Origin of the sequence: Streptomyces sp. A5-4 (genome assembly GCF_051131715.1) — a bacterium.
Classification (GTDB): Bacteria; Actinomycetota; Actinomycetes; order Streptomycetales; family Streptomycetaceae; genus Streptomyces.
The window spans coordinates 3,414,845-3,438,491 of the sequence record NZ_CP178591.1 but is presented as its reverse complement, the minus strand read 5'-3'; the positions used below and the strand labels follow the sequence as shown (position 1 = coordinate 3,438,491).

General features: G+C 70.6%; 22 protein-coding genes and 1 riboswitch. Of the genes, 11 read left to right on the top strand and 11 right to left on the bottom strand.

Annotation, left to right across the window (positions count from 1 at the left end; translation table 11 throughout):
- Positions 1-241 precede the first annotated feature (241 nt).
- Both ACLLJJ_RS15730 and ACLLJJ_RS15725 read left to right on the top strand, forming a co-directional pair.
- On the top strand, positions 242-799 hold the full coding sequence (locus ACLLJJ_RS15730; RefSeq protein WP_434591405.1) for a GlcG/HbpS family heme-binding protein: 558 nt from the start codon (positions 242-244) through the stop codon (positions 797-799).
- 61 nt (positions 800-860) lie between these two features.
- Complete coding sequence (locus ACLLJJ_RS15725) at positions 861-2,249, top strand: M1 family metallopeptidase (RefSeq protein ID WP_434591402.1); 1,389 nt, start codon at positions 861-863, stop codon at positions 2,247-2,249.
- Positions 2,250-2,265: 16 nt separating this feature from the next.
- Here ACLLJJ_RS15725 and ACLLJJ_RS15720 read toward each other — a convergent pair whose 3' ends face one another.
- Both ACLLJJ_RS15720 and ACLLJJ_RS15715 read right to left on the bottom strand, forming a co-directional pair.
- Complete coding sequence (locus ACLLJJ_RS15720) at positions 2,266-3,843, bottom strand: M4 family metallopeptidase (RefSeq protein ID WP_434591399.1); 1,578 nt, start codon at positions 3,841-3,843, stop codon at positions 2,266-2,268.
- Positions 3,844-4,210: 367 nt separating this feature from the next.
- Positions 4,211-4,786 (bottom strand): TerD family protein, encoded by a 576-nt coding sequence (locus ACLLJJ_RS15715; RefSeq protein WP_283520766.1) that lies wholly within the window; start codon positions 4,784-4,786, stop codon positions 4,211-4,213.
- Positions 4,787-4,980: 194 nt separating this feature from the next.
- On the opposite strand from ACLLJJ_RS15715, the gene arfB reads away from it, so the two are divergent.
- On the top strand, positions 4,981-5,409 hold the full coding sequence (gene arfB, locus ACLLJJ_RS15710; protein WP_434591396.1) for an alternative ribosome rescue aminoacyl-tRNA hydrolase ArfB: 429 nt from the start codon (positions 4,981-4,983) through the stop codon (positions 5,407-5,409).
- A gap of 19 nt (positions 5,410-5,428) precedes the next feature.
- On the opposite strand, the gene ACLLJJ_RS15705 is transcribed toward arfB, so the two are convergent.
- Together ACLLJJ_RS15705 and ACLLJJ_RS15700 are read right to left on the bottom strand one after the other, a co-directional pair.
- On the bottom strand, positions 5,429-6,004 hold the full coding sequence (locus ACLLJJ_RS15705; protein ID WP_434591393.1) for a flavin reductase family protein: 576 nt from the start codon (positions 6,002-6,004) through the stop codon (positions 5,429-5,431).
- A 92-nt stretch (positions 6,005-6,096) separates the two neighbouring features.
- Positions 6,097-6,974, bottom strand: a protein-coding gene (locus tag ACLLJJ_RS15700) for an IS5 family transposase (protein ID WP_434588948.1) whose coding sequence is annotated in 2 segments (ribosomal slippage) — positions 6,097-6,621 and positions 6,624-6,974 — 876 coding nt in all. Because the reading frame shifts where the segments join, the coding sequence is not laid out codon by codon here.
- A gap of 338 nt (positions 6,975-7,312) precedes the next feature.
- Between ACLLJJ_RS15700 and cdgB the strand changes: the two genes are divergently transcribed.
- Positions 7,313-8,971 carry a diguanylate cyclase CdgB gene (gene cdgB, locus ACLLJJ_RS15695; RefSeq protein ID WP_434591390.1) on the top strand — a complete coding sequence of 553 codons (1,659 nt, stop codon included), beginning with the start codon at positions 7,313-7,315 and terminating at the stop codon, positions 8,969-8,971.
- Between the two features lie 131 nt (positions 8,972-9,102).
- Positions 9,103-10,098, top strand: a complete 996-nt coding sequence (locus tag ACLLJJ_RS15690; RefSeq protein ID WP_434591388.1) for a carbohydrate-binding protein — start codon at positions 9,103-9,105, stop codon at positions 10,096-10,098.
- Between the two features lie 16 nt (positions 10,099-10,114).
- Here the strand turns inward: ACLLJJ_RS15690 and ACLLJJ_RS15685 are convergent, their stop codons facing one another.
- From ACLLJJ_RS15685 to ACLLJJ_RS15665, 5 genes are all read right to left on the bottom strand, one after another.
- On the bottom strand, positions 10,115-10,966 hold the full coding sequence (locus ACLLJJ_RS15685; protein ID WP_434591385.1) for a class II fructose-bisphosphate aldolase: 852 nt from the start codon (positions 10,964-10,966) through the stop codon (positions 10,115-10,117).
- A gap of 66 nt (positions 10,967-11,032) precedes the next feature.
- A complete protein-coding gene (locus tag ACLLJJ_RS15680) occupies positions 11,033-11,959 on the bottom strand; it encodes a 1-phosphofructokinase family hexose kinase (protein ID WP_434591382.1) in 927 nt (308 codons plus the stop codon).
- Between the two features lie 305 nt (positions 11,960-12,264).
- Positions 12,265-13,419 (bottom strand): N-acetylglucosamine-6-phosphate deacetylase, encoded by a 1,155-nt coding sequence (gene nagA, locus ACLLJJ_RS15675; RefSeq protein WP_434591380.1) that lies wholly within the window; start codon positions 13,417-13,419, stop codon positions 12,265-12,267.
- Entirely contained in the window at positions 13,419-14,369 is a 951-nt protein-coding gene (locus ACLLJJ_RS15670; RefSeq protein WP_434591377.1) for an ROK family protein, read from the bottom strand. The genes nagA and ACLLJJ_RS15670 overlap by 1 nt, the downstream gene beginning before the upstream one ends.
- A 155-nt stretch (positions 14,370-14,524) precedes the next feature.
- Positions 14,525-15,436 (bottom strand): SIS domain-containing protein, encoded by a 912-nt coding sequence (locus tag ACLLJJ_RS15665; protein WP_434591375.1) that lies wholly within the window; start codon positions 15,434-15,436, stop codon positions 14,525-14,527.
- Between the two features lie 295 nt (positions 15,437-15,731).
- Here ACLLJJ_RS15665 and ACLLJJ_RS15660 point away from each other — a divergent pair, with 295 nt between their 5' ends.
- The 3 genes from ACLLJJ_RS15660 (at position 15,732) to otsB (ending at position 18,176) form a co-directional block, all read left to right on the top strand.
- The gene (locus ACLLJJ_RS15660) at positions 15,732-16,949 is read left to right on the top strand and encodes an extracellular solute-binding protein (RefSeq protein WP_434591372.1); all 1,218 of its coding nucleotides are present in this window, start codon (positions 15,732-15,734) and stop codon (positions 16,947-16,949) included.
- A gap of 46 nt (positions 16,950-16,995) precedes the next feature.
- Positions 16,996-17,262: a DUF3263 domain-containing protein gene (locus ACLLJJ_RS15655; RefSeq protein ID WP_434591369.1), complete on the top strand. Its 267-nt coding sequence runs from the start codon at positions 16,996-16,998 to the stop codon at positions 17,260-17,262.
- Between the two features lie 62 nt (positions 17,263-17,324).
- On the top strand, positions 17,325-18,176 hold the full coding sequence (gene otsB / locus ACLLJJ_RS15650; protein ID WP_434591366.1) for a trehalose-phosphatase: 852 nt from the start codon (positions 17,325-17,327) through the stop codon (positions 18,174-18,176).
- Positions 18,177-18,504: 328 nt separating this feature from the next.
- Here otsB and ACLLJJ_RS15645 read toward each other — a convergent pair whose 3' ends face one another.
- Together ACLLJJ_RS15645 and ACLLJJ_RS15640 are read right to left on the bottom strand one after the other, a co-directional pair.
- Positions 18,505-19,926, bottom strand: coding sequence for an alpha,alpha-trehalose-phosphate synthase (UDP-forming) (locus ACLLJJ_RS15645; protein ID WP_434591363.1), 1,422 nt, complete (start codon positions 19,924-19,926; stop codon positions 18,505-18,507).
- Positions 19,927-19,990: 64 nt separating this feature from the next.
- Positions 19,991-20,935, bottom strand: a complete 945-nt coding sequence (locus ACLLJJ_RS15640) for a glucosyl-3-phosphoglycerate synthase (protein ID WP_434591361.1) — start codon at positions 20,933-20,935, stop codon at positions 19,991-19,993.
- A 164-nt stretch (positions 20,936-21,099) separates the two neighbouring features.
- Positions 21,100-21,227: riboswitch (SAM riboswitch) on the top strand.
- Positions 21,228-21,244: 17 nt separating this feature from the next.
- On the opposite strand from ACLLJJ_RS15640, the gene thrC reads away from it, so the two are divergent.
- The 3 genes from thrC (at position 21,245) to ACLLJJ_RS15625 (ending at position 23,485) form a co-directional block, all read left to right on the top strand.
- Positions 21,245-22,558, top strand: a complete 1,314-nt coding sequence (gene thrC / locus ACLLJJ_RS15635; protein WP_434591360.1) for a threonine synthase — start codon at positions 21,245-21,247, stop codon at positions 22,556-22,558.
- Positions 22,555-22,830 (top strand): MoaD/ThiS family protein, encoded by a 276-nt coding sequence (locus tag ACLLJJ_RS15630; protein ID WP_283520751.1) that lies wholly within the window; start codon positions 22,555-22,557, stop codon positions 22,828-22,830. The genes thrC and ACLLJJ_RS15630 overlap by 4 nt, the downstream gene beginning before the upstream one ends.
- A 451-nt stretch (positions 22,831-23,281) precedes the next feature.
- The gene (locus ACLLJJ_RS15625) at positions 23,282-23,485 is read left to right on the top strand and encodes a cold-shock protein (protein WP_005315736.1); all 204 of its coding nucleotides are present in this window, start codon (positions 23,282-23,284) and stop codon (positions 23,483-23,485) included.
- Positions 23,486-23,647 lie beyond the last annotated feature (162 nt).

The following is a 23,647-nucleotide window of genomic DNA, read 5'->3' as shown; positions in this document are numbered from 1 at the left end:
CCGGTGCGCTCGCGGCTGCGGTGAACCCTTGCCGACCTGCGCGTACGTCCATCTCGGGACGCGCCCTCGTCCCCATGGTGACCCGGGGGGACCGGCCCCGCATCAACCGATCGGCCGACGGGGACATCGGCCGTCCCGCATCCCGGGTGCAGCCGGTACGCCGACGGGACGGGCCCGGAACCGGCCGGAGGATCGATGGCAGAGCAACACACACCCCGCTCGACCGATCCGAGGAGCCACCATGAAGAAGCTTTCGCCGCGTACCCGAGTCCTGACCGGCGCCGTCGCCGCTGCCGCCCTCGGCGCGGGCACCTTCGGCGCCGTGTCAGCGAGCGCCGCCGCGCCGGCCGCCGCCCCCGCCGCCGCGGTCAAGGCCGACACCGCCAACCGGAACCTCACCCAGTCCACCCACCTGACCGTGGCCGCCGCGACCAAGGCCGCGCAGGCCTCGCTCGACGCCGCGAAGAAGGAGAACCAGCGCGTCAGCGTCGCCGTCGTCGACCGCGACGGCAGGACCGTGGTGACGCTGCGCGGCGACGGCGCCGGCCCGCAGTCCTACGAGTCCGCCGAGAAGAAGGCGTACACCGCCGTCTCCTGGAACGCCCCGACGTCCGAGCTGGCCAAGCGCCTCGCCCAGGCACCGAACCTGAAGGACATCCCCGGCACGCTGTTCCTCGCGGGCGGCGCCCCGGTACAGGCCAAGGGCGCCCCGATCGCGGGCGTCGGGGTCGCGGGCGCGCCCAGCGGCGACCTGGACGAGAAGTTCGCGCGGGCGGGCGTCGCCGCGCTGGGCAAGTGAGGCGATAGCCCGTCCGGTACCGGCCCCACGACCGGCTCATTGCACACATAGGATCATCTGTGTGGATCAATGGACGCTTGTACGCCGCACCGCACCCGCCGCCGCTGTCGCCCTGCTCCTGCTCACGTCCTGCACGAGCGGTGGCGTCAGCGGTGAGCCGGGCGCCTCGGGCGTACGCGATCCGTATTTCCCCAAGCTCGGCAACGGCGGTTACGACGTCGAGCACTACGGCCTGACCCTCGACTACGACCCGAAGTCCGGCCGTCTCCGAGGCACCGCGGAGATCACCGCCCGCGCCACCCAGGACCTCAGCGCCTTCAACCTCGACTTCCACGGCATGCGCGTCGACGCCGCGAGGGTCGAGGGCGAGAAGGCGGCCGTCAGCCGGGCCGGCGACGAGCTGACACTGCGCCCGGCGGCCGACCTCAACGACGGCGAGACCTTCCACACGGTCGTCCGCTACTCCGGGGAGCCGGCCACGATCACCGACGACGACGAGTCCGAGGAGGGCTGGCTGCCCACCGAGGACGGCGCCCTCGCGCTCGGCGAGCCGACCGGCTCCATGGCGTGGTTCCCCGGCAACAACCACCCGCGGGACAAGGCGTCGTACGACATCACGGTCACCGTCCCCAAGGGCCTGAAGGCCGTCTCCAACGGTGAGCTGAAGAGCGAGCGCACCCGCGGCGATCGCACCACTTTCCACTGGAACTCGGCCGAGCCGATGGCCAGTTACCTCGCGACAGTCGCCATCGGGAAGTACCGGACGAAGACCGCGCGCACCAAGTCGGGCCTGCCGGTCCTCACGGCCGTCGACCCGACCGTGGCCAAGGACAGCGCGAAGGTGTTGGCGAGGATTCCCGAGATCGTGGAGTGGGGCACCGAGAACTTCGGTCCCTACCCGTTCTCCTCCGCCGGGGCGATCGTCGAGCGCGAGGACGACGCCGGGTACGCCCTGGAGACCCAGACCAAGCCGGTCTTCCCCGGTGCGCCCGACGAGGGAACGCTCGTCCACGAGCTGGCCCACCAGTGGTTCGGCGACTCGGTGACGCCCAGGACCTGGAAGGACATGTGGCTCAACGAGGGCTTCGCTTCGTACGCGGAGTGGCTCTGGGAGGAGGACATGTACGAGGGCGGCTCCACCGACGAGAGCTTCAAGAAGGCCTTCGACGACAAGGCCAACTGGGCTTTCCCGCCCGCCGATCCGCCCACCGCGGCGGACATCTCGTCGGCTCCCGTCTACGGGCGGGGCGCCATGGTGATCCACAAGATCCGGGCGGCGGTGGGCGACGACGCCTTCTACGACATCGTGCGGGGCTGGGTCGCCACCCACCGTCACGGCAATGCGTCCACGGACGACTTCACGGCATACGTCGAGAAGAAGTCCGGCAAGGATCTGACGGGCCTGTGGGACACCTGGCTCTACGGCCAGGACAAGCCCGCCTCTCCCTGAAGCGCTGCGCGCCCGACTACTTCACGTTGACGCCGGTCCAGGCGGCGGCGACGGCCTTGGCCTCCGCGCCGTCCGCGCCGTACAGCTCGCCCGCGGCCTTCAGGGTCGCGGCCCGCGCGGCCTTGTAGTCGGTCGTCGACGTCATGTGGACCGAGAGCGCCTTGTACCAGATCTGGTACGCCTTCTCCCGCCCGATGCCGGTGAGCTTGGAGCCGTCCGACGTCGGGGAGTCGTAGGCGACACCGTTGATCGTCTTCTTGCCGCTGCCCTCGGACAGCAGGTAGAAGAAGTGGTTGGCGACGCCGGACGAGTGGTGGACGTCCAGGTTGGCGGTCTTGCTGTCCCAGCTGTCGACGGAGCTGCCGTCCTTGCTGGGCTTGTCCATGTAACGCAGCGGCGTGCCATCGCCGTTGATGTCGATCTCCTCGCCGACGAGATAGTCGCCGACGTCCTCCTTGTTGTTCGCGAAGAACTCGACCGAGCTGCCGATGATGTCGCTGGTCGCCTCGTTGAGCCCGCCGGACTCCCCGCTGTAGACGAGGCCCGCGGTGGCCGAGGTCAGACCGTGGGTCATCTCGTGCCCGGCGACGTCGATCGATGTCAGGGGCTTGGTGTTGCCCTCGCCATCGCCGTACGTCATGCAGAAGCAGGAGTCGTCCCAGAACGCGTTGACGTACGCGTTGCCGTAGTGGACCCGCGAGTAGGCGGCCTTGCCGTCGCCCGCGATGCCGTTGCGCTTGAAGGCGTCCTTGTAGAAGTCCCAGGTCAGCGAGGCGCCGTAGGCGGCGTCGACGGCGGCGGTCTGCTGGTCCGCCGCGGTGCCGTTGCCCCACTTGTCGTCGGCGTCGTTGAAGAGGGTGCCGGTGCCGCTCTGACCGTGCTTCAGGTCGTACGTCTTATGGCCGCCGCGCGCGCCGTCGGTCAGATCGAACGTGGCGCCCTTCTTGGTCGACCCGACGGTGACGCTGCCGCTGTACTGGCTGCTGCCGGTGCCGGTCTCGACGGCCTCGTACGCGTACAGCTCCTTGCCCGACTTCGCGTCGGTGATGAGGTGGCGCTTGCTGGGCGTGCCGTCGTGCCGCGTGCCGCCTCCGACGGTCTCGAAGGCGAGGACGGGCTTGCCGCTCGCGGCCCAGATCACCTTGCGCGCACCGGCCTTGGCGGCCTTCGGTGCCTGGGTGGAGGCCACGGCTATTCGGGCCTTGGTGGCCTTCTCGACGCCCTTGACGTCGCTGTTCTTCGCGGTGTGCGTGACGAGGTCGCCGCCGAGGACGGGCAGGCCGTCGTAGGTGCGCTCGTAGCGGGTGTGCACGGTGCCGTCGGCGTCCTTGACGACGTCGCGCACCACCAGCTTCTCCTTCGCGCCGAGCCCGATCTCGGTGGCCGCGGCGGCGGCGCCGGAGCGGGCCTCGTCGATGGCGGCGGTGCGCTGGGAGGCGTTCATCGGTGCGGCGGTCGCTCCGGGCGTACGGTCCGCCTCGGTGTCGGCACTGGCCGACCCGGTCTGTACGGCTACGACGACCATGGCGGCCGTGGCGGCGAGGGCGGCGGCACGCAGGCCGGTCTTGCGCTGAGCAGGGGACTGCGAAGTCATTCGGTCTCCAACACTCGTTCCGTGGGGGGTTGGCGGAGAGAGTGCCATCGAATGATCAGCGCTGTCAGTACACGGCCAAGTTTTTGACCATCTATTGTCCGACTGGGGCGTGTTGATGTCCGTTATTCGACCGACTCTGGTGACTGTGTCCTTGGAGCCGTCAGTTGGACAATCCCGACATGGAGGCCCGGACATGTGAACCGGGGCGTGTGAACCCGGGCGTGTGAACCCGGGCGTGTGAACCCGGGCGTGTGGACCCGGACGTGCGGAAGGGCCCCGGCCGAAGCCGGAGCCCTTCGCGACGAGCCCTGTTCAGCAGGGCCTGTTCAACAAGCCCTGTTCATCACCCGCGTGTGAGGCGTCGGAGTCAGAGGTTGACGCCGAAGTCCTGGGCGATGCCCGTCAGGCCGGACGCGTAGCCCTGGCCGACCGCGCGGAACTTCCACTCCGCGCCGCTGCGGTACAGCTCGCCGAAGACCATGGCGGTCTCGGTGGCGGCGTCCTCGCTCAGGTCGTAGCGGGCGATCTCGGTACCGCCGGCCTGGTTCAGCACGCGGATGTACGCGTTGCGCACCTGGCCGAAGTTCTGCGAGCGGGCCTCCGCGTCGTAGACCGAGACCGGGAAGACGATCTTGTCGACATCGGCCGGCAGACCGGCCAGGTTGACGTTGATCGCCTCGTCGTCGCCCGCGCCCTCGCCACTGCGGTTGTCACCGGTGTGGACGATGGTCTGGTCCGGCGTCGACTTGTTGTTGAAGAAGACGAAGTGACCGTCCGAGACGACCTTGCCCGTCGCGTTGACCGCGATGGCGGACGCGTCGAGGTCGAAGTCAGTACCCGTGGTCGTACGGACGTCCCAGCCGAGGCCCACTGTGACGGCGGTCAGGCCCGGGGCTTCCTTGGTGAGCGAGACATTGCCGCCCTTGCTGAGGCTGACTGCCATGGGGAGGTCCCTTTCCTAGTGCTGGAGGTCGTGGGGGCTTCGGATCCGAAGCTACCGTCACCCGTCCTAACGCCAACAGCCCACCGCTGGGTTCCAGGTCTCTTTGCTTTCTTTACCGAACACCCGACCCGGCGCCGGGTCGCCACCGGTAAAACGGGTGACGAAAGGGCCCGGAACGCGGGATCATAGGACTCATGTCCGGTCCCCATGTCATCAGCGGCTCCGTCCTCCTGCCGGAGGCCGAGCTCATGTGGCGTTTCTCCCGGTCGTCCGGACCCGGTGGCCAGCACGTCAACACCACCGACTCCCAGGTGGAGCTGCGCTTCGACCTGGCCAGGACGGAGGCGCTGCCCCCGGTCTGGAAGGAGCGGGCGCTGGAGCGCCTCGCACCCCGGCTGGTGGGAGGCGTCGTATCCGTACGCTCCTCCGAGCACCGCTCGCAGTGGCGCAACCGCGAGACCGCGCTGGTGCGGATGGCGGCCCTGCTCGCCGAGGCGAGCGCCCCGCCGCCCAAGGCGCGCAAGGCGAAGAAGATCCCCCGCGGCATCAACGAGCGGCGCCTGCGCAACAAGAAGGCGCGCAGCGAGACGAAGCGCGGCCGTACCGGGCAGGGCTGGGGCTGAGCCCCGAACGACGCCCGTGCTAGCCCAGCTTGCGGTAACTGCCCTTGAAGTACGTCAGCGGGGAGCCGTCCTCGCCCGGCAGCCCGACCTTCAACACCCGCCCGATCACCAGCGTGTGGTCCCCGGCCTCCACCCGCTGCTCGGTCCGGCACTCCAGCGTCGCGAGCGCGCCGCCCACGAGTGGGGACCCGGAGACGGCGCCGCGGGTCCAGGGGATCTCCGCGAACAGCAGCCGGTCACTGAGCCGGGCCTTCATCGAGAACCGGCCCGCGATCTGGCGCTGATCCTCCGACAGCAGCGAGACGGCCCACATCGGCTGCTCGGCCAGCAGGTCGTCCATCCGTGAGCCGTTGCGGACGCTCACCATCACCAGCGGCGGGTCCAGCGAGACCGACATGAAGGCCGTCGCGGTCATCCCGACGTCCTCGCCGCGCGGGCCGCCGTCGGCGTCGTGCGCGGTCACCAGGGTCACACCCGCGGTGAGACGGGACATGGCCGCGCGGAATTCGTCATTGCTCACCCCCTCAGGATGGGGGTTCGGCTCGTCGCGCGGTGCGGTGGCTGGGGCCTGGGTGGCTGAGGTTGTCTGTGGCACAGGTCGAACGCTAGTCCCACGCACTCCGTGCCGCGTCGGGCACGGGGACCAACCGGGGACCAACCGGGTCCTAGGACGTGTTTGAGATGTGGTCATAGCGACTGTCGTATCAAGGCGAGTTGGACGGTGGCTTCGTAGCGGACGGCGAGTTTGTCGTATCTCGTGGCGACGCCACGGGCTTGCTTCAGCAGGGCGAATCGGCACTCGACTTTGTGCCTGCGTTTGTACATCTCGCGGTCGAAGGCAGGTGGGCGTCCGCCTGCCGAACCTCGTCGGAGGCGGTGTCCTGCCTGGTCACGCTTCTCCGGGATGGTGTGCGGGATCTGGCGTTTGCGCAGGTAGGAGCGGATGGCGCGGGAGGAGTAGGCCCGGTCGGCAAGCACGTGGACGGGCCGGGTCCGTGGGCGCCCACCACCGGTCCGGGGGACACGGATCCGGGCCATCACCTGCTCGAAGGCCGGTGCGTCACCCTTCTGTCCGGCGGTGATGACAGCGGCCAGGACGTGGAAGGAAGCGTCGACGGCGAGGTGAATCTTGGTGGTCAACCCGCCGCGCGAACGTCCGAGACCGTGGTCGTCCGGCTCGGCCGCCAGGCCGTCCTCGCGCGGCCGGCCCGGATCGTCAGCCCCTTTTTGCGGGCCCCGGCGGCATGCTGATGTGCGCGGCACACGGTGGAGTCGACCGAGACCTCCCACTCGATGATCCCGTCGGCATCCGCTTTGACCTGCAACTTCGTCAGGATCCGGGTCCAGGTCGCGTCGACCTGCCAGCGCCGGAACACCGCATATGCCGTCTCCCAGGGCCCGTACCGCTCGGGCAGATCCCGCCAGGGCGAGCCGGTCCGGGCCCGCCACCAGATCCCGTCGAACACCTGCCGCCGATCCCTCGGAGGCCGGCCCATCTTCGGTATCGGAGGCAACAGCGGCTCCAGCCGATCCCACTGCGCGTCCGTCAGGTCACCACGAGACATCCCAAGATCATTTCATAACCTTGATCAACATCTCAAACACGTCCTAGGACCCAGGACCGACTTTCCCCCGGGCGCGGGCGGGGTCGGGAGGACGTGTCCGTGAGCGCGCCCGTGAGCGTGTCCGTATTTGCGTTTTTGCGATCAAAAAATACCTGGAGCGCTCCCACGCCCCTCTTCACTCCCTTTCACATCTGATGTGACTTGACTCACAGAGCCCAATATTTGTTGACCCTGTGTACCGAGTGGACAGCTCGCTGTGATTCAGTGGCCGTGATAGTGCAACAAGTGTGGCGATGAGAATCCTGGAGTTGCTGTCGAGGTCTCGGGGAGAGCGAACAATGGAGGCCGAGTCGGAGCCGTACGTGCGTCTGGCGACGCTGCGGCAGCTGCATCAGGTGGTGGCGGACCTCAACACCGCCCGTAGCCTGGCGGACACCCTGCAGGCCGTGGCCGACGGAATTGTCACCGGCCTGGGCTACGAGCTGGGCTGCGTGAACCTCGTGCGCCCCGACGGCGATCTGGTGATCGCCGGATTCGCGGGCAATCCGGCGGCGGAAGCCCTGATCACCGGCCGGGTCGGCTCGCGTTCCTCCTGGGAGCGCAGGCTCTCGATGGGCGAGGCCTGGGGCGCGCTGCGCTTCATACCGCACACCGAGGGCTGGGTGCTCCTCGACGACGACGTACCCCAGTGGCACACCGAGGGCCCCGAGCCCCGCTTCGCCGACGAATGGCATCCGCAGGACCGCCTCTACGCCCCGATGCACGCCTCGGGCGGCGGGCAGGAGCTCCTCGGCGTCATTTCGGTCGACCGCCCGCGCAACGGCAGGCACCCCGGCGCATGGGGTCAGGAAGCGCTCCAGATGTACGCGTCCCAGGCGGCGATTGCCATCAGCAACGCCCGGCTGCGAGCAAATATGCAGCGCGCCCTGGTACGCCTCGAACGGGAGCAGCAGGCCCTGCGGGCCAGTGAGGAAAGCTTTCGCCAGGCGTTCGAATACGCCCCGAGCGGGATGGCCATCGCCGAGATGGGCGGCGACCAGCACGGCCGCCTGCTGCGCACCAACGACGCGCTCTGCCGTCTCCTCGGCCGCCCCGCCTCCGCGATGCGCCGCTACTCCTTCGCCGACCTGGTGCACCCCGAGGACATCGGCACCCTGCTGCGCACCTCCGCCGAGGGCGGTCGGGCCGAGCTGAGGCTGGTCCGCCGCGACGGTACGTACGTCTGGGTCTCCCTGCGCAACTCCGTGGTGGCCGACACCGCCGACGGGCCGCGTTTCCTGCTCACCCACGTCGAGGACGTGGAGGAGCGCAAGCGCCACGAACTCCAGCTCGCGCACCGCGCCTCGCACGACTCGCTCACCGGCCTGCCCAACAGCGCGGAGCTGCGATCGCGGCTCAGCGCCCGGCTCTGTCGCCGCCCGCACTCGGTGCGGGCCACGGCGGTGGAGACGCTGGACGCGGCCTTCGAGCCGGCCGCGCCGGGGACGGTCATCCCCGAGCACGGCTTCGACTTCGACCCGCACGTCGACGCGGGCGCCCACGACCACCACGTGCACATGATCGCGCCGCCGGCCGACAGCGGCGCCGCGGACGACGGCACGAAGGGCCTCGCCGTCCTCTTCTGCGACCTGGACGGCTTCAAGTCGATCAACGACCGGTTCGGGCACAACACCGGTGACGCGGTCCTCGTCGAAGTCGCGCGGCGGCTCACGACCTGTGTCCGCGACGGCGATACGGTCGCCCGCCTGGGAGGTGACGAATTCGTCGTCCTGGCCGACGGCCTCGGCAGCGCGGACGCGGCCGACCTCGCCGTACGGTTGCGGAACGCAATCATTCCGCCGATCCGGGTGGACGGCCGGGCGGTCCGGGTCGGGGCCAGTTTCGGCATCGGCTGGGCGAGCTGCGGGATGTCCGTCGACGAGGTGCTGAGCTCCGCCGACCAGCGGATGTACATCGAGAAGCGCTCGCGGGCGAAGGTCCACCGCCGGGCGGGCTAGGCCCTCCCGGGTTCCCCGCGGAACTCCGAGTACTACCGCGCCGTGGTCTGCGCCAAACCTTCGACTTGCCCGTTCGGGGTAGGCTCGCCCGGTCGGCGACGGCTGGCGAACATGGTGAGGAGTGACCAGGGATGACGGCCGGGAACAACGGCACGAACAAGCCTGAGGACGACGATCCGTTCGGCTACCTCTACGAGGACGGCAAGGCGGCAGGCGCCACCCCGCCCGGCTCGGGCGGCGGCTACGGCTACCCGGGTCCCGCCTCGCAGCCCGGGGTGCCCAGAACTTCGTACAACCAGGTGCGGACGGTCGGCGAGCGCCAGTACGGGCAGCAGCAGCAGTACGGCCAGCCGCCCCAGCAGCAGTACGGGCAGCAGGTGCCCCCGCAGCAGCAGTACGGCCAGCAGAACTACAGCCAGCCGAACGCGCACTACGCGGCCCCCGAGCAGCACCGTTCCGGCGCTCCCACCGGCCGGATGCAGGCGCAGGGCGACGGCGGCCGTGGTCCCAACACCAAGGGCCTGCTGGTCGGCGCGGTGGCGGTGGTCGCGGTCGTGGTCATCGGCATCGGCGCGGCGCTGGCATTCGGCGGCGGCGACGACGACAAGGACAAGGGCTCCGAGGCCGGAGCGACGGGCGGCGGCTCGTCCAGCAGCGAGTCCGTCGAGCCGAGCAAGGACCCGACGAAGAAGCCGAACGAGCCCGTTGACCTGCCCAAGCAGGACGCGGCTTCGCTGAAGCTCACCGGTGTGTCCACGGACACAGCGATCCCCGGCGCCAAGTCTTCGAGCGGGGCGTACGTCCCGCTGAACACGCCGGGGGCCGCCGTCACGTGGACGGCGAAGGTGCCCAAGGCCGGTGCCTATTCGCTGTCCATCAACTACGGCGTGCCCGGTAAGGACGCCAAGATGTCGCTCACGGTCAACGGCAAGGACTCCGGCCGCAAGCTCAACCTGGGGAACTTCGCGAACGCGGCGGAAGGCGCCTGGGACAAGGGCTGGACCAACACCTACGCGTACGTGAACCTCCCCCAGGGGGAGACCACCTTCGTGATCTCCTGCGGTGACGGCGACTCGTGCGAGGCCAACCTCGACCAGGTCGAACTGAAGGCCGGCCACATCAAGTGAGCCCTGCCCGCAAGGGCTAGCCCCGCACCAGCCCCAAGAAGTGCGCCACCGTCCCGGCCATCGCCTCGCGAGCCGGGACGAGGTACTTCCGGGGGTCGACCGTGGTCGGGTTCGCCGTGAGGTGGGCCCGGACCGCGCCGGTGAACGCCGTGTTCAGGGCCGTGCCCACGTTGATCTTGACCATGCCGGCCGCGACCGCCCGGCGGATCTCCTCGTCCGGTACGCCCGACGAGCCGTGCAGCACCAGCGGCACCGGGACCGCGTCGCGCAGGGCGGCGATCAGTTCGTGGTCCAGGGCCGCCGTGCGGTCCGTCATCGCGTGCGAGGAGCCGACCGCGACGGCCAGCGCGTCCACGCCGGTGTCGGCCACATAGCCCTCCGCCTCCGCCGGGTCCGTGCGGACGCCCGGCGCGTGTGCGTCCAGCGGGGGCTCGCCGTCCTTGCCGCCGACCTTGCCGAGCTCCGCCTCGATCCAGATGCCGCGCTCGTGGCCCCAGCGGGCGGCTTCGGCGGTGGCCCGCACGTTCTCCTCGTAACTCAGCTTCGACGCGTCGAACATCGCCGAGCTGAAGCCCGCCGAATGCGCGGCGTGCAGCAGCTCGACCGACTCCACGTGGTCGAGGTGGAGCGAGAGGGGGGCGGACGAGGCGCGGGCGACGGCCGCGGCAGCGGCGGCGACGGGGGCGAGGTCGCCGCCGTGGAATTTCACCGCGTTCTCCGATATCTGGAGGATGGCCGGTGCCCCGGCCCGCTCCGCCCCGGCGGCGATCGCCTCCGCGTGCTCCAGCGTGATCACGTTGAAGGCGGCGAGGCCGTGGCCGGCGGTGCGGGCGGCGGTGACGAGTTCGCCGGTGCTGACGAGTGGCATGGGATCCCCTGGGGTCGGTGCTGGTGCTGGTGCTGGTGCTGGTGCTGGTGCTGGTGCTGGTGCGGGTCAGGTCACGTTCGGGTGCGTGGTCACCTCGACCCGCGGCAGCAGGTCTTCGTACGTCTTCGGGTCGAATTCGCCCGCCGCCGGTGCCAGCACGGTCGCCGCCGACAGGGCCACCGCGCGGGCCAGCCGCTGCGGCCACGGGAGCCGTTCGACGAGGCCGGAGAGCAGCCCGGCGACCGCCGAGTCGCCCGCGCCGGTCGGGTTGCCCTTGACCCTGGCGGGCGGGGCCGCGCGCCACCAGCCGTCGGAGGTGGCCGCGAGCAGGCCCGCCGGGCCCAGCGACGCCACCACGGAGCGTGCGCCGCGGCGTCGCGCGTCGGCGGTGGCGCGCAGCGGGTCGTGGTCGCCGGTGAGCTGTGCGAGTTCCTCGGCGTTGGGCTTGATCAGGTCGGGGCGGGCGGCGATGCCCCGGCGCAGGGGCTCGCCGCTGGTGTCCAGGAGCGTGGGGACGCCGGCGGCCTTGGCCCGGCGGATCAGTTCGGCGTACGCGCCGACCTGGATGCCGGACGGCAGGCTGCCGCACAGGGCCACCGCTTCCGCTTCGCGCAGCAGTGCGTCGTACGAGGTCAGGAACGCGGCCCACTCCTCGGGCGTGACGACGGGGCCCGGCTCGTTGAGCTGGGTGGTGTCGCCGGTGGCGGCGTCGACGACGGCGATGGTGCGCCGGGTGTTCCCGGCCACCGCCACCAGCGCGTCGACGGGCGGGAAGCCGGCCAGCAGGCGGCGCACGTCCGCGCCGGCCGACCCGCCCACGAAGCCCGTCACGACACTCTCGTGGCCCAGCGCCGCCAGCACCCGCGCCACGTTGAGGCCCTTGCCGCCGGGGCGCTCCGCGACGTCGGTCACCCGGTGCGAGCCGTGCCGTGTGAGGGCGGGGACGCGGTAGGTGAGGTCGAGCGCGGTGTTCAGCGTGACGGTGAGGATCACCCGAATCGCCTCCGGAGGGCCGATGGGAAGCGCGCGTTCTCGGGTCGGCGCCTGTCGGGGCGATCATGCCAAAGAGATGGCGGTCGGCCCATAGCCATCGGCCGGCCGCCTGGTCTCACGCTGATCTCGTTCGCTGGTGCGACCTGTGGGGCGCGGCTTGTGCGGCTTGTGCGGCGCGACGCGACGTGTGCGGCAGGTGTGGTCCGTGTGGCATGTGCGGTCCGTGCGGCCTGTGTGGTTGGTCTGTGCGGTCCATACGGCCTGTGTGGTCCGTGCGGTCCGTCGAACGCGTGCGGTCCGTGGGATCAGCCCATCTTGGGCTCGATCACCCAGGCGCCCTTGTGCATGACGCCCCTGAGCCGGAAGTCCGCGTCCAGCACGACCAGGTCCGCGTCCTTGCCGGGCTCCAGCGAGCCGACCCGGTCGTCCACACCGAGCAGCCGGGCCGGGTTGGCGGAGATGGACCGTACGACGTCGTCGACCGGCAGCCTGTCGACGGTCACCGCGCGCCGGAACGCCGTGTCGAGCGTGAGCGTGGAGCCCGCGATCGACCCGCCGTCGACCAGGCGCGCGACCCCGTCCTTGACCTCGACGGCGAGCGGCCCGAGGTCGTACATGCCGTCACCGAAACCGGCCGCGTCCATCGCGTCCGTGATGAACGCGACCCGGGACGCGCCCGCGTGGTGGTACGCCAGCTGGAGCGAGGCGGGGTGCAGATGTGTGCCGTCGTTGATCAGCTCGACGGTGACCCGCTCGTCCTCCAGGAGCGCGGCGATGGGACCCGGCGTGCGATGGCCCAGCGGCGGCATCGCGTTGAAGAGGTGCGTGGCCACGGTCGCGCCCGCGTCGATGGCCTCCACCGTCTGCTCGTACGTCGCGTCCGTGTGGCCGATCGCGGCGATCACCCCGTGCTCGGCGAGCAGCCGCACGGAGTCGATGCCGCCGGGCAGCTCGGTGGCCAGCGTGAACATCTTCGCCGTGCCGTGCGCGGCGTCGATCAGCTTGCGGACCTCCGCCGGGTCGGGATCGCGCAGCAGGCCCTCGCTGTGCGCGCCCTTGCGGCACGGCGAGATGAACGGGCCCTCGAAGTGAATGCCCGCCAGATCGCCCTGCTCGACCAGCTCGGAGAGCAGCGCGGCCTGCTTGGCGAGCACGTTCATCTCGCCGGTCACGGTCGAAGCGGCGATGGTGGTGGTGCCGTGCTCGCGGTGCGTCTGTACGCCCTTGAGCACGTCGTCGGCGGTGCCCGAGGTGAACGACGCGCCGCCGCCCCCGTGCACGTGCATGTCGACGAAGCCCGGGACGATCCAGTGCCCCGACAGGTCGAGGGAGGGCGCGTCGTCCGGGGCGACGCCGACGATGCGGTCGCCCTCGACGATGACCCGGCCGTTCTCGACGGTCCCGGTCGGAAGCACCACCCTGGCGCCGGAGAGAACCTTGCTTGCAGCGCGTCCGGCCATCAGGCGGATACCTCCGTGGATTCCATGGATTGCGAGTCGAGCAGGTCCCAGGCGAGCAGCCCCGCGCCCAGGCACCCGGCGGTGTCCCCGAGGGCGGCCGGCACGATGTGGGGGAGCTTTTGGAACGTGACGCGTCGCGCGACGGCCGCCCGCAGGGGTATGAACAAGGTTTCCCCCGCCTCGGCCAGTCCGCCACCGATGATCAGGGTGCCGGGGTCGAGGAGGGTGAGGGCGGTGATCAGCCCGTCGGCGAGCGCGTCGATCGCCGTCCGCCAGACCAGACAGGCCGCCGGATCGCCCGACTCGACGGCCTTCGCGCAGTCGGCGGCGTCGGCCCCGGGGTCGCCGGACGCGGCGGCCCAGGCGGCGGAGACGGCGGACGCGGAGGCCAGTCGCTCCAGGCAGCCGCGCTGGCCGCAGCCGCACGGGGGTCCTTCGGGGCGTACGACGATGTGCCCGATCTCGCCCGCGTTCCCGTGGGCGCCCGCCTCGATCCTGCCGTCGATCCCGATGGCCCCGGCGATCCCGGTGCCGAGCGGTACGAACAGGAACCGGTCGGTGCCCTTGCCCGCGCCGATCCGGCCCTCGGCCAGGCCCCCGGTGCGGACGTCGTGGCCGAGGGCGACGGGGGTGCCGTGCAGCCTGCGGCTGAGGAGCTCGCGCAGCGGTACGTCGCGCCAGCCGAGGTTGGCGGCGTAGACGGCGATGCCGTTCTCGGCGTCGACGATGCCGGGGACGGCCACGCCCGCCGCGGCGGCGCTCTCGCCGAGATGCTCCTCGCCGTACGCGCGCAGCTCGGCGGCGAAGCCGACGATCGACTCGACGACGGCCTCGGGCCCCCGCTCCCTGGCGGTGGCCCGGCGCGCCTCGTGGAGCAGCGCGCCGTCGGCTCCGACCAGCGCGGCCTTCATTCCGGTGCCGCCCACATCGAGGGCGATGACGTGTCTCACGAGGGACAGTGTCGCGCGTCGACCGCAGAAAGGTCTAGTCCACTTACGTGTGATGGTTGCGCGGGGCGACGATTTTTTCGCCGGACGGGCCAGGGGACACGGCACGGCGGGGCCGGGCGGGCCGAAGTCCGGCCCGCCCGGCCCCGCCGATCGGCCTAAGCCTCTGTCAGGATCACGCTGCGCGAGAGGTTCCGCGGACGGTCCGGGTCGTAGCCCTTCGCCTCCGCCAGGACCACCGCGAGGCGCTGCGCGCGGATCAGGTCCGCCATCGGGTCCGCAGACGCGCGGTTGACCACCGTGCCGCCGACCCGGGCCACGTCACCGGCGAGCCCCTCCGGCAGCGTGCCGAAGACCCACGCCACCCGGCCGGGGCCGGTGATCGCGATCGGACCGTGCCGGTACTCCATCGAGGGGTACGACTCCGTCCACGCGCCCGCCGCCTCGCGCATCTTCAGCCCGGCCTCCTGGGCCAGCCCGTACGTCCAGCCGCGCCCCAGGAACGTCCACTGCTCCGCCGAGACGGCCGCCTCGGGCAGCGGCTCGGTGACCGCGAGCTCCGCGTCCACCGCGGCTTCGGCCACCGTCTTCACCCCGGCGGGCAGTGGTCCGGACACCTCCAGGCCCGCCCGCAGGAACGCCAGCGCCGTGGTGGCGAAGCGGGTCTGGACGACCGACTCCTCGTCCGCCCAGTCGAGCACCGCGACGGTGTCCGCAGCGTCCATCACCGGCGTCTTGGGGTCGGCGGTCAGCGCGAGCGTGGCGATCTTGCCGCGCAGCGCGCCGAGCAGTTCCAGCACCTCGGTCGTGGTGCCCGAGCGGGTGATGGCCACGACCCGGTCGTAGGACCGGCCCACCGGGAACTCCGAGGAGGCGAAGGCGTCCGTCTCGCCCTGCCCCGACGCCTCCCGCAGCGCCGCGTACGCCATGGCCATGAACCATGACGTTCCGCAGCCCGTGACGGCGACCCGCTCGCCCGGCTGCGGCAGTCCGTCGAACGCCGCGGCGGCCTCGGCCGCGCGTCGCCAGCAGGTGGGCTGGGTGGCTATCTCTGTCGCGGTACGGGACATCTGGTGCGGCTCCTCGTGGTCTGGCGGTGCGAGATGACGTAGCTGTGCGGCAAGGCGTAACTCTGGGGCGAACAGTCGACGGGACGTGCATAGCAGCCCGGGTGCCTGTCGCGAAAGGTGTTGCAGAAGCGAGACCGGGGTGGTGTAGACCTCATTACCCGCAGTAGGTGAACATTGCAGCTCATACACTTGTCCGACATGCGTGGGGATCGTCTCGGGCAACGAATTCGAGGGTGGGAAAAGGGCTGTGCATCGGCGCTTCTTGGGCCTGACCGCGACAGCGGCAGCACTGGGCATGACAGTGGCGCTGGGCGGGTGCGGTAGCAGCGGCTCCGGCGGCGACGTCACCCTCAAACTCGTCGCCGCGGACTACGACCTCGACGGCGGGGACACCACCCAGCAGTACTGGGACGGTGTCGCCACCGACTTCGAGGCCGCCCACGAGGACATCAAGGTCGACGTCGAGGTCATCAGCTGGACGGACGTCGACCGCAAGGTCGCCGAGATGGTCGCGGCCGGCAAGGCCCCCGACATCGCGCAGATCGGTGCGTACGCCGACTACGCGGCCCAGGACAAGCTCTACTCGGTGGACGACCTGCTCTCCATCCCCACCCAGGCCAACTTCCTGGCGCCGCTCGCCGACGCGGGCGAGGTCAGCAGGGTCGCGTACGGCATGCCGTTCGTCGCCAGCACCCGGCTGCTCTTCTACAACGAGACGCTGTTCTCGCAGGCCGGCCTGAAGGCCCCCAAGACCTGGGACGACATCGAGAGTTCGGCCAAGACGCTCAAGGCGCGGGGCGTGAAGTTCCCCTTCGCGCTGCCGCTCGGCAGCGAAGAGGCGCAGGCCGAGACCATGAACTGGATGCTCAGCGGCGGCGGCGGCTACACCGACTCGGTCGGTTCGTACACCGTCGACTCCGAGCAGAACGTCGCGGCGTTCCGCTGGCTGAAGGACAACCTCGTCGGCGAGGGCCTGACCGGCCCCGTCGCCCCCGGCAAGCTCAACCGCAAGGACGCCTTCGCGGCGTTCTCCGGCGGCCAGGTCGGCATGCTCAACGGCCACCCCTCGCTCATGCAGCAGGCCAAGGGCAAGGGCGTGAAGTTCGGCATGGTGCCGCTGCCCGGCCCCGACGGCAAGGCCAAATCGAGCATGGGCGTGGCCGACTGGGTGATGGGCTTCAAGCAGAACGGTCACCGCAAGGAGATCGGCACCTTCCTCGACTTCGCGTACAGCGACGACAACGTCCTCGAATTCGCCGACAAGAACGACATCCTGCCGGTCACCGTCTCCGCCTCCGAGTCGATGGGCAAGGACCCGGCGCACAAGGACCTGTGGCAGTTCCTGGACGCCCTGCCGGACTCGACCCTGCCGCCGGTCGGCAAGACGTCCTGGGCGAAGGTCAGCGAGAGCGTCAAGAAGCAGATCGGTTCGACGGTGGAGTCGGACGGCGACCCGGCCAGCGTGCTGGGGGCGATCGGGCGCGAGGCCGCGGCGACGGAGAACGCGGAGTAGCGCGCAGCGCTGGAGCCGGTGGCAGGCACCGGCCTAAACTGGCCGGATGCCTGCCCCTCACCCCGACGACGACGCGGACGTATACGGACCCGAGCTCCCGGAGCGCGACCGTGCGGTGCTCGCCGTCGAGCGGCAGTCCTGGGCCGGGCCCGGCAGCAAGGAACGGGCCATAAGGGAGCAGCTCGGCATTTCGCCGACCCGCTTCTACCAGCTCCTCAACGCCCTCCTCGACGACGAGCGCGCGCTGGCGCACGACCCCGTCACGGTCAACCGGCTGCGCCGGGTGCGCGACGCCCGTCGCGAGCGGCGCTGAGCGCGCCGGAACTCCTGCCCGGCCCTCTGGCGGACGCCCCCCGCGCCGGTAGGGTCGGGAGTATGGGCAGCCAACCGCATTCCCTGCCGACCGACTTCATCCCGGCCACGCCCGGCGGCCGTGACGGCCTCGCCGCGCTGCTGGCCGAGCCCGGACGGGCCGTCGTCGGGCTCGACTTCGACGGCACGCTCGCCGAGATCGTCGCCGACCCTGAGCAGGCCCGCGCGCATCCCGGCGCGGTGCCGGCGCTCGCCGCGCTCGCGCCGCGGGTCGGGTCGGTCGCCGTGATCACCGGGCGCCCGGCGGGTGTCGCGGTCCGCTACGGGGGCTTCGCCGGGGTGCCCGGCCTGGAGCACCTCGTGGTGCTCGGCCACTACGGGGCGGAGCGCTGGGACGCGGTGTCCGGCACGGTGCACGCCCCCGCCCCGCACCCCGGTGTGCGGGCCGCACGGGCCGAGCTGCCCGGCTTCCTCGACGGCATCGGCGCGTGGCGGGGCTCCTGGATAGAGGAGAAAGGGCAGGCCGTCGCGGTGCACACCCGGCGTGCGGCCGACCCGCAGGCGGCGTTCGAAGCGCTGCGCGGGCCCCTCGCGGAGCTGGCCGCGCGACACGGCCTCATCGTCGAACCGGGGCGCCTGGTCCTTGAGTTGCGCCCGCCGGGCGTGGACAAGGGTGTGGCGCTGGGGGAGTACGTGCACGAGGTGGACGCGTCGTGCGTGCTCTACGCCGGGGACGACCTCGGCGACCTGGCGGCGTTCGCGGCGGTGGAGAAGCTGCGGGCGGAGGGGATCCCGGGCCTGCTGGTGTGCAGCGGCACGGAGGTCCCGGAGCTGGCGGAACGGGCGGACCTGGTGCTGCCGGGGCCGGCGGCGGTGGTGGAGCTTTTGGGGGAGCTGGCGAGGGTGACGAGCTAGGCAGAGGGTGCGGGTGCTGCGGCGCTGTTCCCCTACCCCGCCCCCTTCCCGAAGCTGGGGACGAGCCCCCAGCCCCCGGAACGCCCTTCGGGCGTGTCCTCAAGCGCCGGACGGGCCAATTTTTCCGCGGCTGCGCTCGCAGGGTGCAACAGGTCTTCAGCTGTGCGGCAACCATTCAGCCCGTGCGGCGCTTGAGGTCCGGGACCGGGGCCCGTAGCCACCCCGCGCTTCCCCGCCCCGCCCACCTGTCCAGCCCGTCCGGCGTTGGAGGACTTCGGGAAGGGGCGGGTAGGGGAAAGCCCGCGCAGCGGGCCCACCCGCACCCGCCTCAGTCGCGACTTCGAACCGCCTCCAGCTGGTCCAGGAACCACTGTTGCGGCGGGAGCGCCGTCGCCGCCGCGGACAGGCGCTTCGTCCGCTCCGCGCGCTCGTCCGCCCCCATGGACAGCCCCGCGTGCAACGCGTCCGCGGTCGCCAGCACGTCGTACGGGTTGACCACCAGCGCGTCCTGGCCCAGCTCCTCGAACGCCCCCGCCTCCCGCGAGAGCACCAGCGCGCAGCCCTCGTCCGAGACGACCGGGACCTCCTTCGCGACGAGGTTCATGCCATCGCGGATCGGGTTGACCAGGGCCACGTCCGCCAGCCGGTACGCCGCCAGGGAGCGGGCGAAGTCGTCCTTGACGTGGAGGATCACCGGGGTCCAACTCTCCGTACCGAACTCGGAGTTGACCGCGTCCGCGGTCCGCTGGACCTCCGCGGTGTACTCGCGGTAGATCGCCAGGTCCTGCCGCGACGGGTACGCGAAGGCGACATGCACCACTTTCTCGCGCCACTCGGGCCGGTCCCGCAGCAACTGCCGGTACGCCAGCAGCCCGCGCACGATGTTCTTCGACAGCTCCGTGCGGTCCACCCGCACCACCGTCTTGCGACCCGCACCGATCTGCTCGCGCAGCGCCGCCATCCGCTCCGCCACGTCGGGCCGGTGCGAGCGCTCCCGCAGGAAGTCCGCGTCGGCGCCCAGGCCGTGCACCCCCAGCTCCGTCGAGGCGAGCGCGTCGGCGCCGAGCAGCTCCGTGCAGCAGGCCGCGAACGCGTCCGCCCAGCGCCGGGTCAGGAACGCCGCCCGGTCCGCGCCGAGGATGCCGCGCAGCAGCTGCGCGGCGATGTCGTCGGGCAGCATCCGGAAGTAGTCGACCGGCGCCCACGGGGTGTGCGAGAAGTGGCCGATCCGCAGATCGGGCCGCAGCTCGCGCAGCAGCCCGGGGACCAGCGCCAGGTGGTAGTCCTGGACCAGCACGGCCGCGCCCTCGGCCGCCGACTCGGCCAGCGCCTCCGCGAACGCCGCGTTGTACTTCTCGTACGACGCCCAGCGCGCCCGGAACTCCGCACCGAAGACGGGCTCCAGCGGCGTCTGGTACAGCAGATGGTGGACGAACCACAGCGTCGAGTTGGCGATCTCGTTGTACGCGTCGGCGTAGACCTCCTGGTCGATTCCGAGCATCCGTACCCGCTGCCCGCCGGTCTCCGCCGGGTCGAGCATGCCGCCGGTGCGCCGTACCGCCTCGCGGTCGCCGTCGCCGAGCGCCGCGCACACCCACACGGCGTCCGTGTCGGGGCCGATCGCCGACAGGCCGGAGACCAGACCACCCCCGCCCCGGCTGGCCGTGAGCGAGCCGTCCTCGGCGAGCGCGTACGAAACGGGGCCGCGGTTGGACGCGACGAGGACCTGAGCACCGGGCTGGGAAACCATGTCGCGAACCTAGCCCGTCCTGGAAACGCTCAAACGTACGACCGGGCCCCGTCGTGCTGTGCGATCAGGCCGCGCGCCGCTCCTGGTACTCCTCGATCTCCCGCATCGGCGGCCGTTCCTCGGTGTCCACGGCCGTGGTGCGCGGTACGAAGCCCTCCGCGCCGCGCTCGAACTGGGTGAGCGCGGGCCGCACCAGGTGCCCCCGGGAAAGCCTCAGCTGGGCCGTCCGGTAGATCGCCGCCGCCATCCGCCCCAGCGCCTGCCCGTCCTGGTGGCGGTGCTTGCGTACGCCCACGTCGACCTGGGCCAGCGCGTCCAGACCCACGGTGTGCAGCGAGTCGACGAGCAGTCCCAGCTCCACTCCGTAACCGACGGGGAAGGGCAGCCGCTCCAGGAGCGAGCGCCGCGCCGCGTACTCGCCGCCCAGTGGCTGGACGAATCCGGCCAGCTGCGGCCAGTGCAGATTGAGCAGCGGCCGGGCCACCAGCTCCGTGACCCGCCCGCCCTGGCCTGCGGCCTCGCCGAGCGGGCGGTCGTACATCGCCTTCACGAACTGCACATCGGGATCGGTGAGCAGCGGCCCGACGACGCCGGAGACGAAGGAGGCGGAGAAGTCCCTGAGGTCCGCGTCGATGAAGCAGACGATGTCACCACTGGTCACCAGCAGTGACCGCCACAGCACCTCGCCCTTGCCCGGCACGGCGGGCACCCTCGGCAGTATCGCGTCGCGGTGCACCACCCGGGCGCCCGCCGCCGCGGCCACCTCCGCCGTGCCGTCCGAGGAGCCGGAGTCGATCACCACCAGCTCGTCGACGAGCGGCACGGCCGCCATCAGCTCACGCCGGATCGTGGCGACGATCGCGCCGACCGTGGCCTCCTCGTCGAGGGCCGGCAGGACGACACTGATGGTGGCGCCGCGCCGCTTTTTGGCCGCCATCAGCTGGTCGAGCGGGCGGTCCGCCGCAGACCAGGACCGCCGGGACAGCCAGCGCTCCACCTCTTCCAGCACGTGCGTTCTCCCTGCTGTGTGACTGCCGTGTGATCCATCTCGCGGTGCGGACGACTACCTCGACCCTCCGGGGGTTCGGTTACAGTCTTGAACAACGCGGATGACCGTCGCATGTCGGGGGCCACCACGCGGACAAATGCCCGGACCCCGGTCCGGTGCCATAGCGCTCATCCAGAGGGACTGAGGGAACGGCCCGTTGAAGTCCCGGCAACCACCCAGCCGACCGAGAGGTCACGGCGGGGAAGGTGCCAATTCCGTCTCGTGGCGAAATTCGTCGCGGGGAAGATGAGGAGAAAGGGCCTCGCCATTATGGCTTCGCAGACCGTCGCCGCTGAAGCAAGCACCACCGCTGAAGCGCACACCGTAAAAGCCGCAGTAGACCTCGGACCCGCCACGGCGCTTTCCTGTCGTGAGTGCGGAGAGCGTTTTGAACTCGGCCCGATCTTCGCCTGTTCTTCCTGTTTCGGTCCCCTTGAGATCGCATACGACCTTCCGCTCGGTGACGCGGAATCCCTGCGCAAGCAGATCGAGGCCGGCCCGGAGAACATCTGGCGCTACGCCCCCCTGCTGCCCGTCCCCGCCGACGTGGCGTCGAAGCCGAGCCTGAACCCCGGCTTCACCAAGCTCGTCAAGGCCGACAACCTCGCCCGTGAGCTGGGCGTCACCGGCGGCCTGTACGTCAAGGACGACTCGGGCAACCCGACGCACTCCTTCAAGGACCGCGTCGTCGCCATCGCCGTCGAGGCCGCCCGCGCCTTCGGTTTCACCACCCTCTCCTGCTCCTCCACCGGCAACCTGGCGGGCGCGGTCGGCGCCGCCGCCGCCAAGGCCGGCTTCCGGTCCTGCGTGTTCATCCCGCACGACCTGGAGCAGGGCAAGGTCATCATGGCCTCGGTGTACGGCGGCGACCTGGTCGGCATCGAGGGCAACTACGACGATGTGAACCGGTTCTGCTCCGAGCTCATCGGCGACCCGCTGGGCGAGGGCTGGGGCTTCGTCAACGTCAACCTGCGCCCGTACTACGGCGAGGGTTCCAAGACGCTGGCGTACGAGATCTGCGAGCAGCTCGGCTGGCAGCTGCCCGACCAGATCGTCATCCCGATCGCCTCGGGATCGCAGCTCACCAAGATCGACAAGGGGCTCAAGGAGCTCATCGCGCTCGGTCTGGTCGAGGACAAGCCGTACAAGATCTTCGGCGCCCAGGCCGAGGGCTGCTCGCCGGTGTCGACGGCCTTCAAGGCCGGGCACGACGTCGTACGGCCGCAGAAGCCCAACACCATCGCCAAGTCGCTGGCCATCGGCAACCCGGCGGACGGGCCCTACGTCCTGGACATCGCCCGCCGCACCGGCGGCGCGGTCGAGGACGTCAATGACGAGCAGGTGGTGGACGCCATCAAACTGCTCGCCCGTACCGAGGGCATCTTCGCGGAGACCGCGGGTGGTGTGACCGTCGGCGTGACGAAGAAGCTGATCGACGCCGGTCTGCTCGACCCGGCCCTGACCACGGTCGTGCTCAACACGGGCGACGGCCTGAAGACCCTTGAGGCGGTGGCCCCGACCACGGGCCAGTCCGCCGTCATCCGCCCCAACCTGGACTCTTTCCGAGAGGCTGGCCTCGTATGAGCGTCAAAGTTCGCATCCCGACCATTCTTCGTCCGTACACCGGCGGCCAGGCCGAGGTGGCGGCCGAGGGCGCGACCCTCTCCGAGGTCATCGCCGACCTGGAGAAGAACCACACGGGCATCGCGGCCCGCGTGCTGGACGACCAGGGCAAGCTGCGCCGCTTCGTGAACGTCTACGTGAACGACGACGACGTGCGCTTCGAGAGCGGTCTGGAGACCGCCACTCCGGACGGCGTCGGCGTCTCGATCATCCCGGCGGTCGCCGGCGGCTGATCCACGGCCGGTCCGCGGGCCGGCCGGCCACCCGGAGTCAACACAATTGCCCTCTCCGCGACAGAAGCGGAGGGGGCAATTCTCTATGGTTGAGCGCGGTACAGTTGGGGAAGCCCCCTCCGCTGCTTGTGCCCGGCGCATATGAGAATGCGATCCCGCGCGACAAGAAACAGCCAAAGTGTTCGAGCGAATTGCCGCTGAAGCACGCTTTGTCCGGCCCGACTTGCCCTGGAATCCAGTGAATTCCCCGCATTCGGGCGTTCGGTCGTGCCCAGAATTCTCGTCCGATTGACCTGTTGCAGAGGGCAGTTGGGCGGATACATTCAGCCGCGGTCGACGCGTTCCGGCGCACACCCTCTCCTGCTTCTTTCGAGGGCTGCTGGGGGTGAGGTCTGACCCGGGTTCCGCGAAGTGCGGGCCTGTGCAAGGGCCAGTAATAGGGGAGTTAGGCATGGCTCAGGGCACCGTCAAGTGGTTCAACGCGGAGAAGGGGTACGGCTTCATCGCGGTCGACGGTGGTGCGGATGTTTTCGTCCACTACAGCGCGATCCAGATGGACGGTTACCGCACCCTTGAAGAAGGTCAGCGAGTTGAGTTCGAGATCTCGCAGGGCCAGAAGGGTCCGCAGGCGGACATGGTCAAGCTCGCCGTCTGATCTCGGCGCGATCGACCACCGACACAACTCACGCACGAAGGGCCTGTATCCCATACCGGGTGCGGGCCCTTCGCGCGTCCGGCGCGCGTCCGGCGCGCGCCCGGTATGTGTGGGACGGCCTTGCACTCGAAGGGGCCGAGTGCTAATCATTGGCGTTAGCAC

Bases quoted from the DNA above. Each gene is read 5' to 3' on its own strand.
- ACLLJJ_RS15730 (WP_434591405.1), top strand. From the start codon at position 242: ATGAAGAAGCTTTCGCCGCGTACCCGAGTCCTGACCGGCGCCGTCGCC.
- ACLLJJ_RS15720 (WP_434591399.1), bottom strand. From the start codon at position 3,843: ATGACTTCGCAGTCCCCTGCTCAGCGCAAGACCGGCCTGCGTGCCGCC.
- ACLLJJ_RS15715 (WP_283520766.1), bottom strand. From the start codon at position 4,786: ATGGCAGTCAGCCTCAGCAAGGGCGGCAATGTCTCGCTCACCAAGGAA.
- arfB (WP_434591396.1), top strand. From the start codon at position 4,981: ATGTCCGGTCCCCATGTCATCAGCGGCTCCGTCCTCCTGCCGGAGGCC.
- cdgB (WP_434591390.1), top strand. From the start codon at position 7,313: ATGGAGGCCGAGTCGGAGCCGTACGTGCGTCTGGCGACGCTGCGGCAG.
- ACLLJJ_RS15690 (WP_434591388.1), top strand. From the start codon at position 9,103: ATGACGGCCGGGAACAACGGCACGAACAAGCCTGAGGACGACGATCCG.
- ACLLJJ_RS15685 (WP_434591385.1), bottom strand. From the start codon at position 10,966: ATGCCACTCGTCAGCACCGGCGAACTCGTCACCGCCGCCCGCACCGCC.
- nagA (WP_434591380.1), bottom strand. From the start codon at position 13,419: ATGGCCGGACGCGCTGCAAGCAAGGTTCTCTCCGGCGCCAGGGTGGTG.
- ACLLJJ_RS15665 (WP_434591375.1), bottom strand. From the start codon at position 15,436: ATGTCCCGTACCGCGACAGAGATAGCCACCCAGCCCACCTGCTGGCGA.
- ACLLJJ_RS15660 (WP_434591372.1), top strand. From the start codon at position 15,732: ATGACAGTGGCGCTGGGCGGGTGCGGTAGCAGCGGCTCCGGCGGCGAC.
- ACLLJJ_RS15655 (WP_434591369.1), top strand. From the start codon at position 16,996: ATGCCTGCCCCTCACCCCGACGACGACGCGGACGTATACGGACCCGAG.
- otsB (WP_434591366.1), top strand. From the start codon at position 17,325: ATGGGCAGCCAACCGCATTCCCTGCCGACCGACTTCATCCCGGCCACG.
- ACLLJJ_RS15645 (WP_434591363.1), bottom strand. From the start codon at position 19,926: ATGGTTTCCCAGCCCGGTGCTCAGGTCCTCGTCGCGTCCAACCGCGGC.
- thrC (WP_434591360.1), top strand. From the start codon at position 21,245: ATGGCTTCGCAGACCGTCGCCGCTGAAGCAAGCACCACCGCTGAAGCG.
- ACLLJJ_RS15630 (WP_283520751.1), top strand. From the start codon at position 22,555: ATGAGCGTCAAAGTTCGCATCCCGACCATTCTTCGTCCGTACACCGGC.
- ACLLJJ_RS15625 (WP_005315736.1), top strand. From the start codon at position 23,282: ATGGCTCAGGGCACCGTCAAGTGGTTCAACGCGGAGAAGGGGTACGGC.